The organism is Holdemanella sp. (genome assembly GCF_056804935.1).
Map to the genome: position 1 here is coordinate 1 of NZ_DBMEXE010000015.1, position 16560 is coordinate 16560.

Genomic DNA, 16560 nt, shown 5'->3' on the forward strand with positions numbered 1-16560 from the left:
ATTTATATTAAAGCTAATCAAAAAAAGAAAGGAGCTGAACTCCATAAGTAATAAAATTTACTTACTCGTTACAGCCCCTTTCAATTTTTTCTTTTCATTATATAATTGTTTATCAGCTTCAATAAACCAATCATTCCATTTATGTATATCTTTGTGATATGGTGCACATCCAATACTCACATCTAAATCAAACGGAAAAGATAGTTTTTTTATATACGCATGAATTCTTTGGCACAAACCTTCTACATCATTTCCTTTATACACAATCACAAATTCATCCCCACCATAGCGAGCAATAAAATCACTTTTTTCAATACAAGATTCTTTTAAACAGTTCGCAATGGCCTTTAATGCTAAATCCCCTTGCGCATGTCCATGCTCATCGTTGATTTTCTTAAATCTATTCACATCCAGCACTAACAAGTACATATTTAAATCTTGACTTCTTACACACTCAAATAAATACTGTTCCATACGATTACGGTTATTCAATTGTGTTAATGGATCAATAGAAATCATTTGTTCTTCCAAACTAATATACACAATAAGGATACTAAGACTAGTTCCTACACAAAAAACAGGAATGTCGCGAAAAAAATCTTGCATTGTGCCAATCAACAATAGTGACACCATATAAATGCCTAAAATTTGATTTGATTTCTTTTGTTGATAATTCTTTGCCTTACGGCTATACACATAAGCTTGATAGGCTCCAACCATAAAATAGAGATCGTTTATAAATACATACAAAATATAGAGTGGTCCTTCTTGAAAATTTCCATATGAATCGATTTGAAATAAACACCCATTCAATGTATTTATCAACAATAATACAACACTTATAATCACAGGAAGCATCGCAAAGAGTGTTTGCGATTTCTTTTCATAATGAATATCAAGCATTGTTTGGATGTAATTAAACCAGGAAAGTGTGCATAGCGAAAAGAACAAGAAGCTCATTTCAGTTAGAAACAGGTCCTGACTATTTGTCGTCATTCGTACTAAATCAGTTTGGAAATATAATATATGTACAAAGACAACTGCCAAAAAGCTAACTTTTTGACTGTTTTTCATCATGGAATGATAGGTTTTAAAGCCTAGAATCAACATGATAGCTACACATATATAGTAGATTTCCGCAAAAAGAATTTCATTCATAAAACCATTCTACCATGAAAAAAAGATCATATCACCCTTGTTCGGTAAATATGATCTGTTTTTTTAATTAGTCTTCAAATGACAATGGTTTTAAATTCCAAATTTCTTTAGCGTATTCGCTAATTGTACGATCACTAGAGAAATATCCTGATTTGGCAATGTTTACTAACATTGTCTTAGCCCAGCGACTCTTGTCCATGTAACGAGCTTGTACTTTTTCTTGAGCATATACATATGCATCAAAGTCAGCTAATACGAAGAATTCATCGTTACGCATCATTAAGTCGTTGTTGATCAACTTAAATTCGTTTGGATCATTTGACCATGTACAATTTTTAAGTGAATCAATTACCATACGGATATTGTAGCTTGAATTATATAGGTTCCATGCGTTGTATGAGTTTTCATGACGAAGTTCATTGATGTCTTCTACATGTAAACCAAAGATTTCTGCATTTTCGTATCCAACACGCTCAACGATTTCTACGTTAGCACCATCAAGTGTACCAAGAGTGATTGCACCATTCATCATGTACTTCATGTTTCCTGTACCACTTGCTTCTTTACCAGCCGTAGAAATCTGTTCAGAAACATCTGCCGCATTCAATAAGATTTCAGCAATAGATACAGAGTAGTTAGGAATGAAGACAACCTTCATGTATTTAGAAATTTCTGGGTCATTATTAACAACATTGGCAACCATGTTGATCAATTTAATAATTTCCTTCGCTAAATCATAACTTGCTGCTGCTTTTGCAGAATAGAAGAATGTACGAGGGTAAATTCTAAATGAAGGATCCTGTTTCATTCTTAAGTATAAATACATAACGTGGAAGATATTTAATAATTGACGTTTGTATGCGTGAAGACGTTTAGCTTGGCAGTCAAAGATTGAATTCACATCAATATCAATACCTAAGTTTTCTTTTACATAGGCAGCCAAAATCTTTTTACGCTCTAATTTCACATCCATGAATTTAGCTTGTAAAGCCTCATCTTCAACGTGTGCCATTAAATCTTCTAATTTTTCTGGATTTGTCTTGAACTCATCTCCAATTGTTTCTTCTAACAACTGAGTCAATTGAGGGTTTGAGAACAATAACCATCTACGGTGAGTAATACCATTTGTCTTATTATTGAATTTATCTGGATAAATTGTCACAAAATCTTTGAATACATCATTGACTAAGATTTCAGAGTGAAGTTTCGCAACACCGTTTACACTGTGAGAACCAACAACAGCCAAGTTAGCCATGTGAACTTGTCCTTCTTTTAAGATTGAAACATTGTTGAAGATTCCACATAGTCCTCTGTGATCTACGTCATATTTGAAACGACGGTTGATTTCTTCAATGATCATATATAGACGTGGCAACAATGAACGAACCATGTCTTGAGGCCATTTTTCAAGTGCTTCTGCCATAACTGTGTGGTTTGTATACGCAACAGTCTTTGTCACGATATTCCAAGCATCATCCCAGTCATAGAAGTAATCATCTAGTAATACACGCATTAATTCAGGAATAACTAATACAGGGTGTGTATCATTTAACTGAATCGCAACTTTATCACCTAAATTATCTAAGCTTGGGTATACACGTAAGTGTGAACGAATAATTTGATCAATTCCAGCACATACAAAGAAATATTCTTGTGTTAAACGCAAACGTTTTCCTTCGATTGTTGAATCATCAGGATATACATTTGCTGTAATAGCTGTTACTTGATTCAAATATTCATTTAATCCACCTGAGTTTACAGAATCTTCATCAACTTCTGCATCCCATAAGCGAAGTGTATTTGTGGTTGTTGTATGATATCCAACGATTGGTTCGTCATAAGGTACAGCACGTACGACAAATTCTGGATGATGTTGAGCATGGAATTTTCCATATCCATCCATGTATCCATCTACGTAACCGCCAAATTTAACTTTTACGGCATGTTGAGGTTTCCATACTTCCCAAACATTACCATTCTTTAACCAGCAGTCTGGCAATTCAACCTGTTGGTTGTTTTCAATTTTTTGTTTGAACAAACCATAACGGTAACGAATACAGTTACCATGTCCTGGCAAATCAAGAGATGCTAATGAATCCATGAAACATGCGGCAAGTCTTCCTAAACCACCATTTCCTAATCCTGCATCACTTTCAATGTTTTCCATTTCATTGATGTCCATACCTAAATCTTTTAAACCATCTTTAACAACATCATAGATGTTTAGGTTCATTAGGTTGCTAGTCATTAAACGACCCATCAAGAATTCCATAGAAAAATAATAAAGCTGTTTTGATTCTGTTTTCTTGATCGCATTTTTAGTTTCTCTCCAATGCTCTCCGGCAAAATCACGAATCATGTTACCTAGGACAATATATCTCTCTTCAGGATATGTATCTTCAAAATCACGTCCATAGGCGTCAGAAACAGCATCTTTAAAGCTTTCCTTAAAACTATCTTTAGACTCAAATAGATGTGGCATAATCTAAATCTCCTTCCAACACCTTTACATTATACCTTTCTTTCAAGCCATTTTTCAACTTTATCCCACTTTAAAAACATCGAAATCCCAAAAATAGCCAACAGTTTTATGGGTTTTGATGTATTCATCACCCAAAAGGCGACGAATTGAAGCGATATGAACCGTTAAAGTGTTATCCAATATTTCGTGATGATACGCCTGTTCCAAGTAAAAAACCAACGCCGATCTAGATACAGTTTTGTGAGGAACGTCCATCAGTGTTGAAATTATTGTAAAACTTGCCTTAGGAATAAAGATTTTTTCTTTACCCTTTTGGATAATGTTAGAATCCATATCAATCAATAGATTCCCCGTTCTATATAACCCCTTTTTCTTTCGAACATTTTCAATGGACATTGAAATCAAACCGTTGCTGTAATTTCTCACTTCATCATTCACTTTTAAATTTTGGCATAACATAGCTGGTGTTTTGTAGTAAACCTGCCCGTTCTCTTCAATGCGATCCACAGGATATCCATTATCGACTAACTCTTCGAGCAGTTCTAAATCAACCTCTGTAATCAACTTACAAAACTTCATATGTATACTTATCTCCTTTAGCTAACCATTTCACATTTGGCTCATATCAATAGTATCCCATATCTATGTGAATTTAACATTAAAAACTAACTTTTTGTTAATTTGTGCAAATTTTCAATTAATTTGTGCAAACATATAGTACCTTTTAATGATTTTTTACTCAAATTTCTCTATTTTACCGAAGCATTTAATGCTTGAATCAATAATCATTCCACCCTCTTCATAGATGCCATACACAGGAATGTGTTTCTCTGATTTTACCTTTTCAATACTTTGCAGCTGCACTTTACTCCTTCTAAAATGAGGTTCAATCGCAAAACCAGATAAACAACCTAAACCTGTCTGATACAAAAATTTTGGATAATCCTCATCCGGACTTATGTGATAAGAGTCAAGCTGAATCATGGCTCCTGCACTATATCCAATCATAATTCCTTTATAATTTTTAATTAACTTCTTTAATTTCTTTTCTTTAATTCGCTTCATCATTAAATCAGGAGCTCCACCTGTCAACATCAAAATGGAACTATTTAAAATCTTTTCCTTCATTTCATCCATCGAATCTTTAAAGTAATTGACCCATACTATTTGTTCCTGACCAATGCCATACTTGTAGAATACATCTTGATTAGAGCGATACCATATCCCTTGTCCAGGCGCATACTGTTTATTCCAATCAGACTCATTTTTAGTATCATTAAAAAAGCTAAATGCAAGGATACAGACACGATCATTTTTAGATATATATGATTTTAAATTCATATAAATCCACTTTTCATCGATCATACTCGTATTCAATAAGACATGAATAGGATGAATACAATTTTCAAGTTCTTTTACTCCATCAAAAGAATAGGGTTTCCTATTTTCAAACTCTTCAAAACACTTCATATCACTCGTTGCCTCATGGATAGTGACTACTTTATTATTCTCATCAATATATAATTTCATTTTTGGGCTCCCTTCAAGAAAAAAGATGGACTCTTATTGTCCATCATCTTCATTTTGCGCATTTGCGATATTTTGTTGAATCTGTTCACTTGCCGCTTTTAATTGATTTGAAAGCTCAGGATCTTTTGCGGTTGTCATATTATCTGTAACAGGACCATCGCTTGCTCCGGTCTTTGTCAATTTTAAATATGTCCAGCCATCTGCCGTATGTGTATCATCAATCAAATAATTATAAGAATCAATTTCTAGATCATACATCTTTGAACTATCTTTATTTGTAAAATATGTATCAATTGGCAATTGTTCATTCACAATATTATATGCACTATCAAGTGCTGCACTCGCCACATCATCCGTTGCACTATCTACTAGATCAATATGTACACGTAGTGTTGCACTTAATAAATTCACACTTACCTTTTCTACATTATCAATGTTTCCTAAAGCACTCTCAAGAGATGAGATATTGTCTTTTGTGATGGCAGGATCTAAATCCGCTTTTGAAAAACGACTACCTTCCACAGGTCGATTTTGTCCACCTAAACTTGTCAACAAAACATATCCTACAATCACAACAGGAATCATAATTATAATAACAGTAAACCATACAAGCTTGTGTCCTTGACCTGTAGGTTTATTGGACGTATGTCTTCTACGCTTCATCTTGGCCATTAAAAAACCTCCTAATAACGTATTTATTATAACACAGTACCTAAAAACATTAAAAGTCTGAATGAATCAGACTTTTATCTTTTCTTTAATTCTTCTTGAATCAACTCATTTGTACGCTTAGGATTCGCCTGACCACGACTCGCCTTCATGACCTGACCTACTAAGAATCCAACGGCACGATCTTTACCATTTTTGAAGTCTTCAATCGATTGAGGGTTGGCATCTAAAACACTGTTAACGATAGCTAAAATAGCACCATCATCACTTACTTGTTTCATACCCTTTTCTTCGATAACCTTCTTAGGATCTTTTCCTTGCATAACCTCTTCAAATACAACTTTACCTTGTTTTCCACTGATTTCTCCAGCCTCGATCACATTGATCAAGCTAGCCAAGTTTTCACTTGAACAAGGTACTTTCGCAAAACTTAAGTTGTTTTTGTTTAAGTAAGCTGAAACATCTCCAATGATCCAGTTACATGCTTTTTTCGCAAATTTTGTTGATTTTAATACTTCTTCAAAGAAATCAGCCATTTCACGATCAGAAACCAATACACCTGCATCATATTCACTCAATTCATAATCCTTCATGAAACGAGCTAAACGAGCATCAGGAAGCTCTTCTAGATTATCCTGAATCGATTTAACCCAGTCAAGATCTAATTGAATTGGGAAAATATTTGGCTCTGGGAAATATTTATAGTCAACATTTCCTTCTTTTTTACGCATTAGAATTGTAGTCTTTTGTGCTTCATCATAACGACGAGTCGCCTGTTCTACTTTTTCACCAGCATCCAATAATGCAGATTGGCGTTCTATTTCTGCTTGAACCGCTTTTTGCACATTCGCAATGGAGTTCAAGTTTTTGATTTCTGTCTTTGTTCCCAAAGTATCTTTATCTTTACTCAAAGAAATATTGACATCACAACGCATACTTCCTTCTTCCATCTTAACATCACTGACATTTAGATATAAAAGATTTTTACGAAGTGTTTCCACATAAGCGGCTGCTTCTTTAGCACTATGCATATCTGGTTTTGATACGATTTCAATCAATGGTGTTCCAGCACGGTTAAAGTCAATATATGTACCTGTATCTTTATGGAACTGTTTTGCGGTATCCTCTTCCATATGAATACGTTCGATACGAATTTGTTTCTTTTCTCCATCCACATCAATTTCTACATATCCATTTGTTCCAATTGGATGGAACTGTTGCGTAATCTGGAATCCTTTTGGTAAATCTGAATAGTAATAGTTTTTACGATCAAAACGAACCAATGTTTCAAGATCACAATGCATAGCTGTACATGCCTTGATAGCTAAGGCTACAGCCTCTTTATTTACACATGGTAAGCATCCAGGATGTCCTAAATCCACAACACTTGTACATGTATTTGCGATTTCTCCAAAGCGCACAGGAGCACCAGAGAACATTTTTGTATTTGTCTTTAATTCACAGTGAATTTCAATACCAATCGTCACAAAATAATTCATTACTATCCCTCCAAACATTGTCCTTTTAAACCTGTGCATTCTTCAATCGCACTAGATACATCAAACATTTTTTGTTCTTCAAAAGGCTTGCAAGTTAAATTCACAGCCACAGGCATAGAATCTACTTTTCCTAGTGGAAGTGTAATACTTGGATAACCAGAGAAATTTTGTAACTGCATGTGTTCTTCGGCAAAACTAGATACGCCAAAACGAACATTTGTACTTTCATTGATCAATGGTGCAATCGTTGGTGCTGCAACACTTAATACAGCATCACATTCTTCAAACATCTTCGCGTAAGCTTGAACGATCAAGCGACGAATCTTTTGGGCTTTTCTAAATAAACGATCTTGATTTTCTTCAAACAAAGAATATGAACCAATCACGAAACGGGCACGAACATAGCTTGAGAAACCTTTTGTACGAGTATTTGTCATGACTTCTTCTAAATCTTGACCTTCTTCACGCATTCCAAAACGAATACCATCCAGATTTGAATGGTTAGCTGTTGCTTCTGCATTCGCAATTGTCTTATAGACAGGTGCAATCAATTCCATATATTCTTTTGGCATTTCCACTTCAACAATCTTAGCTCCCTTTTCCTCTAATTTAGAAACTAAAGTACTAAATTGAGCTTTTAATTCTTCGTTTTTCACTTCATCCATTACGGTTTTAAATACACCAATTGTTTTGTTTGTTAGATCACTATTCAATAATTTAGAATATTCACCAACAGCTTCATAACTTGAAGTCATATCATGATCATCACGACCGGCAAGTACTTCTAGAGCTAATGCAGCATCTTTTACATTTGTTGTAAAATATCCAACATGATCTAATGAACTCGCATAAGGAATGATGCCATAACGTGAAATACGTCCATATGTTGGTTTAACCCCAACAACACCACAATATGCAGCAGGTTTTCGAACGCTATCCCCTGTATCTGTACCAATAGCCAAAGGTACACATCCTGCGGCAACTAAAGCAGCACATCCACCGCTTGATCCACCTGGAATGCAGTCTAGATCATAAGGATTGTGTACAGCACCTGTGTAGGCATTCTTGTTGGTTCCACCCATACCAAGTTCATCCATACTTGCCTTGCATACAAAGTCAGCTCCTGCTTCTCTTAATTTCTTTACGATTGTCGCATCATAAACAGGAACATAGTTATCTAAAATACGGCTACTTGCAGTTGTACGAATACCACAAGTAGAAATGTTATCTTTCAATGCGACTGGAACACCTGAAAGTTTTCCTTCCTTTGTGTTATCAGCTTCATCCACCATAGTTACTACGGCATTTAATTTTGGTTGAGCCGCATTGATTTTTTCAATAGCCACATTTTTATTTACACAATTTGAAATTTCCATCTTACTTCACCACCTTTGGAACGTGAACATGTCCCATACGCGCATCTTTTACATTCGTCAACGCTTCTTCTTGCGTTAATACATCACTTACAACGTCTTCTCTTAAGAATGTTGTAGGTGCTTCAAAAGGATAGACCATAGGTTCTACGCCTTCTGTGTCCACTTTTTCAAAAAGGGATACTTGTTCTTCGACGGCAACGAAATCTTTTTTCAATTCTTCGATTTCTTCATCACTCAAATCAAACTTCAAATCGTTTGCCAATTTGTGAAAATATTCTGTACTGAACTTTTCCATATTCTCCTCCTATATCTTACTGATCACATTACATTCACTTGATCCAGATGCTCTCTCTATCAATGCATACACTGTATCATCATTTAGAACGGTAATCAAATAGTCACATTTTTTTGAACTAAATGTATCCATCTGATCTTTTACATCCTCAACCACGGCCAAGATTTCTCCGGCTGTCTTTCCGTGTGCTGTAATTGTCAAATTTAATTTCTTTAATTTTTTAGATTCAAATTTAGCCTCACCCGTAATATACGTGTTATCTGGAAGAACTCTTGAAATCTCTTCTTTGAAAGACGCAAACTCCGTTGCAGCTGATGAATCCAAATCTGTAAAGCGTGAGCTTGGAACCAGTGTCCATTCTTGACTTAAGGAAGTAAAACTTCCTTGTCCACCCTTATAATATCCTTCATACATATAGCCACCTTTACCAGTTGTATTTGAATCATCCAAGCGATAAGCCGCTATAAAGATTGGAATATTCTTATTGATTTCATTAAAACGCTCATGCATATAGGAAGCTAATTTAGAAAAAGTCACTTCCAAATAATTTTGCATCTTCTCATCTGTAATTTCTACACTCGAACCATCGGATGCGCTTAATTCTCCATTTACGACAAGACCTAATGAAATTCCTTTTAGATTATCGTTTGTGTACCAATCTAATTCATACAAGTCCACTAAAATTGTCGCATTTGTTACAATCCCATTTCCCGTATCAAATTCTTCATCGGCACTTGGATTTAGACCATTTGGATTTCCATCACGAACCGTTCCTAATAATCCTCTTGAACCGTCTGTCGCATCCAATTCATCATAATCTAAGAATTGATGTGTCTTATAACCCACCGTAGTTGGTGAAAAATACTTTTTCGATAGATCCATCAATCCACTTTCCATTTCGACACGCAAATCTGTATTTTGAATCAAACCTACATGTTTACTTCTAGTATCACTAGATTCATAGGGTAAAATAGCTTGATATGAATCTTCATCCAATGCGTTTGCCTGATTTTTATTTCCGGTAGAACAAGCGCATAAACATAAAGCGAGTAAACCCAATACTAATTTATTCTTTCGCATTTTCTACCTCCTGTACAAACTCTTCTTCACTCATTGTCATAACACCTAAGCTTTGTGCCTTTGTAAGCTTAGATCCTGCAGCCGTACCATAAATGACATAATCTGTCTTTTTGGATACAGAACCAGACACATTCGCACCTAAAGATTCTAAAATGGCCTTTGCCTCATTACGCGTATAATGTTCTAGAGTTCCTGTTAATACACATGTTTTATTTGTGAAACGACTTTGTACAACTTTTTTCTTTTCTTGTGTAAAATTACATCCAGCTTGTTTTAATACTTCAATTAAATGAAGATTCTTTTCTTCTTTAAAGAAAGCTACAACACTTTGGGCTGTAATTAAACCAATATCATGAATCGTAACTAAATCATCCATATTTGCATGCATTAAAGTATCGATGTCACCAAATTGTTCAGCTAAAATCATTGCGGCTTTTTTACCAACCTGACGAATTCCAAGTCCATATAAGATGACACCCAATGGCTGTTTTTTACTATTTTCAATCGATTCAAGAAGCTTATCCACCGACTTGGTTTGATAGCCTGGTTGTTCAATCAATTCATCATAGTAACGATCTAAAAAATAAATATCTTCAATCGAATTTAAATAACCCCATTCGTGTAATTGCTCAATTTTCTTATCACCCAAAGTATCAATATTCATCGCATCTCTTGACGCAAAATGAATCATACTTTCGACAACACGAGCAGGACAATCTTGGTTGATACAATAGTGTGCCGCTTCATCAGGTAGTCGTACTAAATGGGAACCACAGATTGGACATGTTGTTGGGAAATGATATGGCACTTGTGTGCCATCTCTTCTTTCAGGTACGCTTGTTACCACTTCCGGAATAATTTCTCCAGCCTTTCGAACAACAACAATATCACCAATACGAAGATCTTTATTGGCAATCATATCTTCATTATGTAACTGAGCCGCACTCACTGTGGTTCCGGCAACACGAACTGGTTCTAACACAGCATTAGGCGTAATTTTTCCGGTACGCCCTACTGTAATGACAATGTCTTTTAATCGTGTCAAAACTTCTTGTGCTGGAAATTTATAGGCAGTCGCATAACGCGGTACTTTAGCCGTGCTTCCAAGTCTTCTTTGATCGGCTAAATTATTTAATTTAATGACCATACCATCAATTTCATAAGGTAGATCCTCACGTTTTTCTTGAATTTCCTGTATAAATTGCCAAATTTCATCGACGGTTGTACAAACTTTGCGCAATGGATTTGTCCTAAAATGCATCTTAGACATTGCTTCTAAAGCTTCTTCTTGTGTTTGTACCGCAAAATCAGACGCATTCTGGAAGTAATACCAATAGGCATCTAATTTACGACTTGCACACACACTGGAATCCAATTGGCGAATGCTTCCTGCAGCTGCATTTCTTGGGTTCGCAAAAGGGGCTAACCCTTTTTCTTCTTGTCTTTTATTTAATAGTTCAAAGCTTGCCTTAGGCATATACACTTCACCACGAACCTCAACATGTCGCGTTTCAGGGATGTGCATAGGAATGGAAAGGATGGTTTTAACATTGTTTGAAACATCTTCTCCAACTATTCCATCACCCCTGGTCACAGCTCGAGTAAAGTTACCATCATCATATAATAATGCCATCGCAAGTCCGTCGTATTTGCATTCTACGACAAATTCTGGATTTGAAACGCTTTCCGATATTCTTTGAACAAATTCTTCAATTTCTTCTTTATTAAACACATTGCCTAAGGACAACATTTGTGAATCGTGCGTAACCTTTTCAAATCCCTCAAGTACAGACCCAATGATTCGTTGACTAGGACTATTCGCATCCTGCATTTCTGGATGCTTTTCTTCTAATGCCATTAATTCTTGCATCAAACGATCATACTCTTGATCGGTCACACTTGGATTGTCATAGACATAGTATTCAATGGAATATTTTTCTAATTCTTTACGTAAGTCTAAAATTCTTGCCTTTTCATCCATCATACTCACCTAGGCTTTCTTTAAAGAAGGATGTGATGCATTTAATTTTTTCACACCAATCGTATGACCAAAGGCAATGGTTGCGACATCCCCACGTATTTCAAGCACAACACCCTGACCATAAATCGTATGTTCAACCGCATCCCCTTTACGTAAACGTATTTTCTTTTTATTCGCACCAAGCTTAGATGGTCTTCCTGTTAAGGATTGAGACACGACAACCTTTGGGTGTTTTGGTGCTTCTTCTTTTTCTTCTTGTTCAATATATTCCATTGGGATTTCAGCTCTAAAACGACTTGGTGTTTTAAACGCATCCTGCATATAACTAAAGCCTGTATTCCAAGAAATATATAGTGTTTTTTTAGCACGTGTCATCGCAACATATAGAAGTCTTCTTTCTTCTTCTAATGCCTTCATACCACCTTCATCGCATGCTCTAGAACTTGGGAATACACCATCGTTAAAGTTAACTAAGAATACTGTGTCAAATTCTAGTCCTTTTGCGGCATGTACCGTCATTAAGCTGACTGTATTTTCACTTGTTTCCTGTGTTTTATCCGTAAACAAGGCAATATCTTGTAAATAAGATTCTAAAGTCATTTCTGGATCTTCAATCATACTTTGGGCAATGTCTTCTTTTAATTCCTTTAAGTTATCAATACGGTCCTGACCACTTTCTCGATCTTCTTTCAACATCGAAATATAGCCTGTTGTATCTAATACATAATCCAAGAAATCTTCTAACGCATAATGCTCTCTATTTTCACGTAGATCTTCAATTAAATCTACAAACATTTCACATTTCTTCGTAACCGCCGTACTTAATCCAATTGGATCTTTCATGACATCATATAAATTCATATGTCTTTCTGCGGCTTGTTTTTGAAGATTTTCAATTGTACGTGCACCAATACCACGGCGTGGTACATTGATCACACGTAGTACAGCTAAATCTAATGCCATTTGGTCTGGATCTTCTTCGTTACGGTTTGTACATAATCTTAAATAGCATAGGGCATCTTTGATTTCTTGTCTTTCATAGAAACGAACACCCCCATAGATTACGTATGGAATGCCGACCGATTTAAAGATACGTTCAAAAGCACGTGAAGAATAGTTCGAACGATAAAGAATCGCCATATCTTTGTATTCTAAACCTTTTTTGTGCTTTTCATTTATTTGACGAGCCACAAAGATTGGCTCTTCACTATCTTCTTTACCTTCAAACATTGTGATTTTTTCATCACCAGGAAGTTTTGTGTATAAATCTTTATCAATACGTTCCTTATTGTATTTAATAACTGCATTGGAAGCATCTAGAATTGGCTGTGTTGAACGATAGTTCTCATTCAAAATTACAGTTTTACATGGTTCAAAGTCTTTATTAAACTTCAAAATAATGTCAACACTGGCTCCACGCCAAGTATAAATAGTTTGGTCTGGATCTCCTACAACACATAAATGTGTATTCTTTCCAGTTAGTAGTTTAATAATTCCATATTGAATTGGATCCACGTCCTGGAACTCGTCTACGTGGATGTAGTCTAAACGGTTTTGCCACTTCTCACGAACAGAAGATACGCTATTTAATAAGCGGTGTCCCTCTAGCAACAAATCATCGAAGTCCATAGCCTTCATTTCATTACGACGTTTTTCATAACCGGCATAAATTTTAGCTAAAGTAATACTGACATCATCCATTGCCATATTACCTGCCATTTGTGGATCAATATAGTTTGTCTTATAAGCACTAATGGCACCGAGTGCACGATTATAAGAAATCGTTGTTTTATCCACTTCTAATGTTTTATAAATTGGTTTTAAAATAGCCTTTTGATCTTCTGGATCCATAATTGCGAATGTTTTTGGATAACCAATCAAATCCGCATCTTCTCTAAGCATTCTTACGCACAAAGAGTGAATGGTTGAAATACGGACTACGCTTGCCATACTGCCTAGTTGCGCTGTGAGTCGTGTTTTCATTTCATTTGCCGCTTTATTCGTAAATGTGATAGCCAAGATACGATTTGGTAAAATACCACAATCTTGGACCAAATAAACAATACGTGCCATTAAGACACGCGTTTTCCCACTACCAGCACCCGCAATAATACGAACATGTTCGTTAATTGTCGTTGCAGCCGTTCTTTGATTTTCATTTAATGTATCTAATATTGAGTTACTCATAATTTTTAATCACCGTATCAATTTTACCATAAACCCAAAAAAAGTGCTCAGAAATATGAGCACTCAAAACCACAGGAAACGAATACTTTCGTATTTACTTTATTTATTGGTAAAACCCTTCGCAATCGCTTTGACAATTTCTAGCTTCTTATGTTTTAGCGTTAACACAGAAGGCACAAATCTATAATCCATCAACAACGTATCAACAGGTGAATAGCCATGTACTTTTGTTGTCTTTTCTAACACTTTATCTAGTCTTGTTGCGTTTTCGTAAAACCAGATTCCTTAATGCATTGTTCTAAGAAAGCTAAATCCTTTTCCTTGGCACATACATCGTGGAAATATAAGAATTTTTCTTTGTAGCGAAGTACAGCTTCTAATACATAGATACCATCTTCTTGCCATGAATCCATCCAAATTGTCTTCTTATCATATTGGATTGGATCTTGTTCCATAATATGATCTAAGTTTGTGACAATACCCGGTTGTTTACTGGCCTGAATCAACCAATCCCATTGTGCTTCATCTGTATATGGAGACATCAAACATAAGGCTTGATTTACTGGATCATAGCTTCTTTCTGCGGCACCACTGGCAACAACTCTTGCATCTTCAAATAAGTGATACACTTCTTTAATGCGATATTGAATGGCTTCCTGCTCCATATTTTTGGCATTCTGCAATTTATTTTCTCGATCCAATTGTTCACACAAATCTGCATATACATCTAAAGGCAAATCAATTGTATGATCTTTTTCATAAGCAGCTTCGATATATTCACAAATATCATTGGCATGTTTAATGGTTGTTTCATTCATTAAAGTGTATTTACCAACACCCTCTTTGGCAAGTAAAGTCAACGCACAATTCTTATAGAATTTGGCATCTCTTTCCCAATCATTCCAAACATAGAAAGAATCCATTAAGTCGCGAGTATTCATATGTTTAAATTCTTTTAAATCCAAATCTCCCTGACTTGTTAGGATACGATCTTCCTTTTGAAGCGGCAAGAAGTAAGTTTCTTCATACATATAATTCTGTTGACGCATCACTTCATTTTCTAAAAGAACACCACGAATATAATCCATTTCATCCTCATACATAGAACTTAATCGATCAAAATCTTCATCCTTATCAAATTCCATATCATCCATTAGTTCATATTCTCCAGGAACTTCTTCCTGAATATCTTTAAATATATCTACTACAAACGCATGAAAGCCTGGGCCTGCATGACGGGTATTGGCACGTAAAACCATATCACCATCTTCTTCTGTCACAACAATCTTTCCTTGTGGACAAACCAAGATATCAACATGATCATAACGATCTTCAATTTGCACTTCTTCTCGTCTTGCGATAAGGCCTAAAACTTCATACAATTCATTCATTTCTTTTTCATTTCGATCTTTACAAATCATTTGAACAAACATGTTAAAACCTCCTTCTAGAGTCACACTCTATTATATCATAGTTGGCAAATGTATGTTATAATAAAGCGGTTAAAGGAGAACTAAGTATGAATCAAATTGCTAAAGAATGGCAAGACTATGAAGTTATTGATACTGGAAATAAAGAAAAACTAGAAAGATGGAATCAAACGATTCTAAGAAGACCGGATCCTGTGGCAATCTGGCCAATTGAAGATGAGCGTGCATGGAATAAGGCCGATGCTGTTTATCATCGTTCTAAATCGGGTGGTGGTCATTGGGAAATGAAAAAGCCTGTTAAAGAATTCTGGACAATTGGATATAAGGGATTGCGTTTTAAAATTAGTCCAACTGGATTTAAACACACAGGACTATTCCCTGAACAAGCCAGCAACTGGGATTTTATGGCCAATAAGATCAAAGAATCGAAGCGTGATGATTTAAGAATCTTAAATCTATTTGCCTATACAGGTGGAGCTACCATGGCTTGTTCAAAAGCTGGAGCGAAAGAAGTTGTGCATGTTGATGCTTCAAAAGGTATGATTCAATGGGCAAAAGAAAACATGCAACTTTCTAATTTACAAGATCATACGATTCGCTTTATTGTCGATGACTGTATTAAATTTGTTAAAAGAGAACAAAGAAGAGGAAGAAAATACGATGGTATCGTAATGGATCCACCTAGTTATGGTAGAGGGCCTAATGGAGAACTTTGGAAATTAGAAGAAGAATTATTCCCATTAATTCAAGAATGTATGAAGATCTTAAGCGATGATGCGCTATTCTTTATTGTGAACTGCTATACAACTGGATTTAGTTGTTCAACATTAAATGAAGCTTTATCAAGATCCATTCAGAAAGAAAAAGGCGGAC

General features: G+C 35.4%; 14 protein-coding genes. 1 reads left to right on the plus strand and 13 read right to left on the minus strand.

What is annotated here, in order from left to right:
* Nucleotides 1-57: 57 nt before the first annotated feature.
* The 13 genes from ACZQCL_RS01560 to ACZQCL_RS01620 all read right to left on the minus strand — a co-directional run bounded on the left by ACZQCL_RS01560 (nt 58) and on the right by ACZQCL_RS01620 (nt 15690).
* Nucleotides 58-1158 (minus strand): GGDEF domain-containing protein, encoded by a 1101-nt coding sequence (locus tag ACZQCL_RS01560; RefSeq protein WP_482481667.1) that lies wholly within the window; start codon nt 1156-1158, stop codon nt 58-60.
* 67 nt (nt 1159-1225) lie between these two features.
* Nucleotides 1226-3640 carry a glycogen/starch/alpha-glucan phosphorylase gene (locus ACZQCL_RS01565; RefSeq protein ID WP_482481669.1) on the minus strand — a complete coding sequence of 805 codons (2415 nt, stop codon included), beginning with the start codon at nt 3638-3640 and terminating at the stop codon, nt 1226-1228.
* A gap of 60 nt (nt 3641-3700) precedes the next feature.
* Nucleotides 3701-4219: a winged helix-turn-helix domain-containing protein gene (locus ACZQCL_RS01570; RefSeq protein WP_117570896.1), complete on the minus strand. Its 519-nt coding sequence runs from the start codon at nt 4217-4219 to the stop codon at nt 3701-3703.
* 156 nt (nt 4220-4375) lie between these two features.
* Nucleotides 4376-5170: a Type 1 glutamine amidotransferase-like domain-containing protein gene (locus tag ACZQCL_RS01575; protein WP_482481671.1), complete on the minus strand. Its 795-nt coding sequence runs from the start codon at nt 5168-5170 to the stop codon at nt 4376-4378.
* Nucleotides 5171-5203: 33 nt separating this feature from the next.
* Nucleotides 5204-5842: a hypothetical protein gene (locus ACZQCL_RS01580; protein WP_118114527.1), complete on the minus strand. Its 639-nt coding sequence runs from the start codon at nt 5840-5842 to the stop codon at nt 5204-5206.
* Nucleotides 5843-5916: 74 nt separating this feature from the next.
* The gene (gene gatB, locus ACZQCL_RS01585; protein ID WP_118114526.1) at nt 5917-7338 is read right to left on the minus strand and encodes an Asp-tRNA(Asn)/Glu-tRNA(Gln) amidotransferase subunit GatB; all 1422 of its coding nucleotides are present in this window, start codon (nt 7336-7338) and stop codon (nt 5917-5919) included.
* Between the two features lie 2 nt (nt 7339-7340).
* The gene (locus ACZQCL_RS01590; protein WP_482481673.1) at nt 7341-8714 is read right to left on the minus strand and encodes an amidase family protein; all 1374 of its coding nucleotides are present in this window, start codon (nt 8712-8714) and stop codon (nt 7341-7343) included.
* 1 nt (nt 8715) lies between these two features.
* Nucleotides 8716-9009, minus strand: a complete 294-nt coding sequence (gene gatC / locus ACZQCL_RS01595; RefSeq protein WP_333672239.1) for an Asp-tRNA(Asn)/Glu-tRNA(Gln) amidotransferase subunit GatC — start codon at nt 9007-9009, stop codon at nt 8716-8718.
* Between the two features lie 9 nt (nt 9010-9018).
* Entirely contained in the window at nt 9019-10089 is a 1071-nt protein-coding gene (locus tag ACZQCL_RS01600) for a CamS family sex pheromone protein (protein WP_227992255.1), read from the minus strand.
* Nucleotides 10076-12070, minus strand: coding sequence for an NAD-dependent DNA ligase LigA (gene ligA / locus ACZQCL_RS01605; protein ID WP_419032564.1), 1995 nt, complete (start codon nt 12068-12070; stop codon nt 10076-10078). The genes ACZQCL_RS01600 and ligA overlap by 14 nt, the downstream gene beginning before the upstream one ends.
* 9 nt (nt 12071-12079) lie before the next feature.
* Nucleotides 12080-14257 (minus strand): ATP-dependent helicase, encoded by a 2178-nt coding sequence (locus ACZQCL_RS01610; protein WP_333881825.1) that lies wholly within the window; start codon nt 14255-14257, stop codon nt 12080-12082.
* 99 nt (nt 14258-14356) lie between these two features.
* A complete protein-coding gene (locus ACZQCL_RS01615) occupies nt 14357-14503 on the minus strand; it encodes a hypothetical protein (protein WP_333881824.1) in 147 nt (48 codons plus the stop codon).
* A 5-nt stretch (nt 14504-14508) separates the two neighbouring features.
* Nucleotides 14509-15690 carry a hypothetical protein gene (locus tag ACZQCL_RS01620; protein ID WP_227992250.1) on the minus strand — a complete coding sequence of 394 codons (1182 nt, stop codon included), beginning with the start codon at nt 15688-15690 and terminating at the stop codon, nt 14509-14511.
* An 86-nt stretch (nt 15691-15776) separates the two neighbouring features.
* On the opposite strand from ACZQCL_RS01620, the gene ACZQCL_RS01625 reads away from it, so the two are divergent.
* On the plus strand, nt 15777-16560 hold a 784-nt coding region (locus ACZQCL_RS01625; protein WP_482481677.1), incomplete at its 3' end, for a class I SAM-dependent methyltransferase.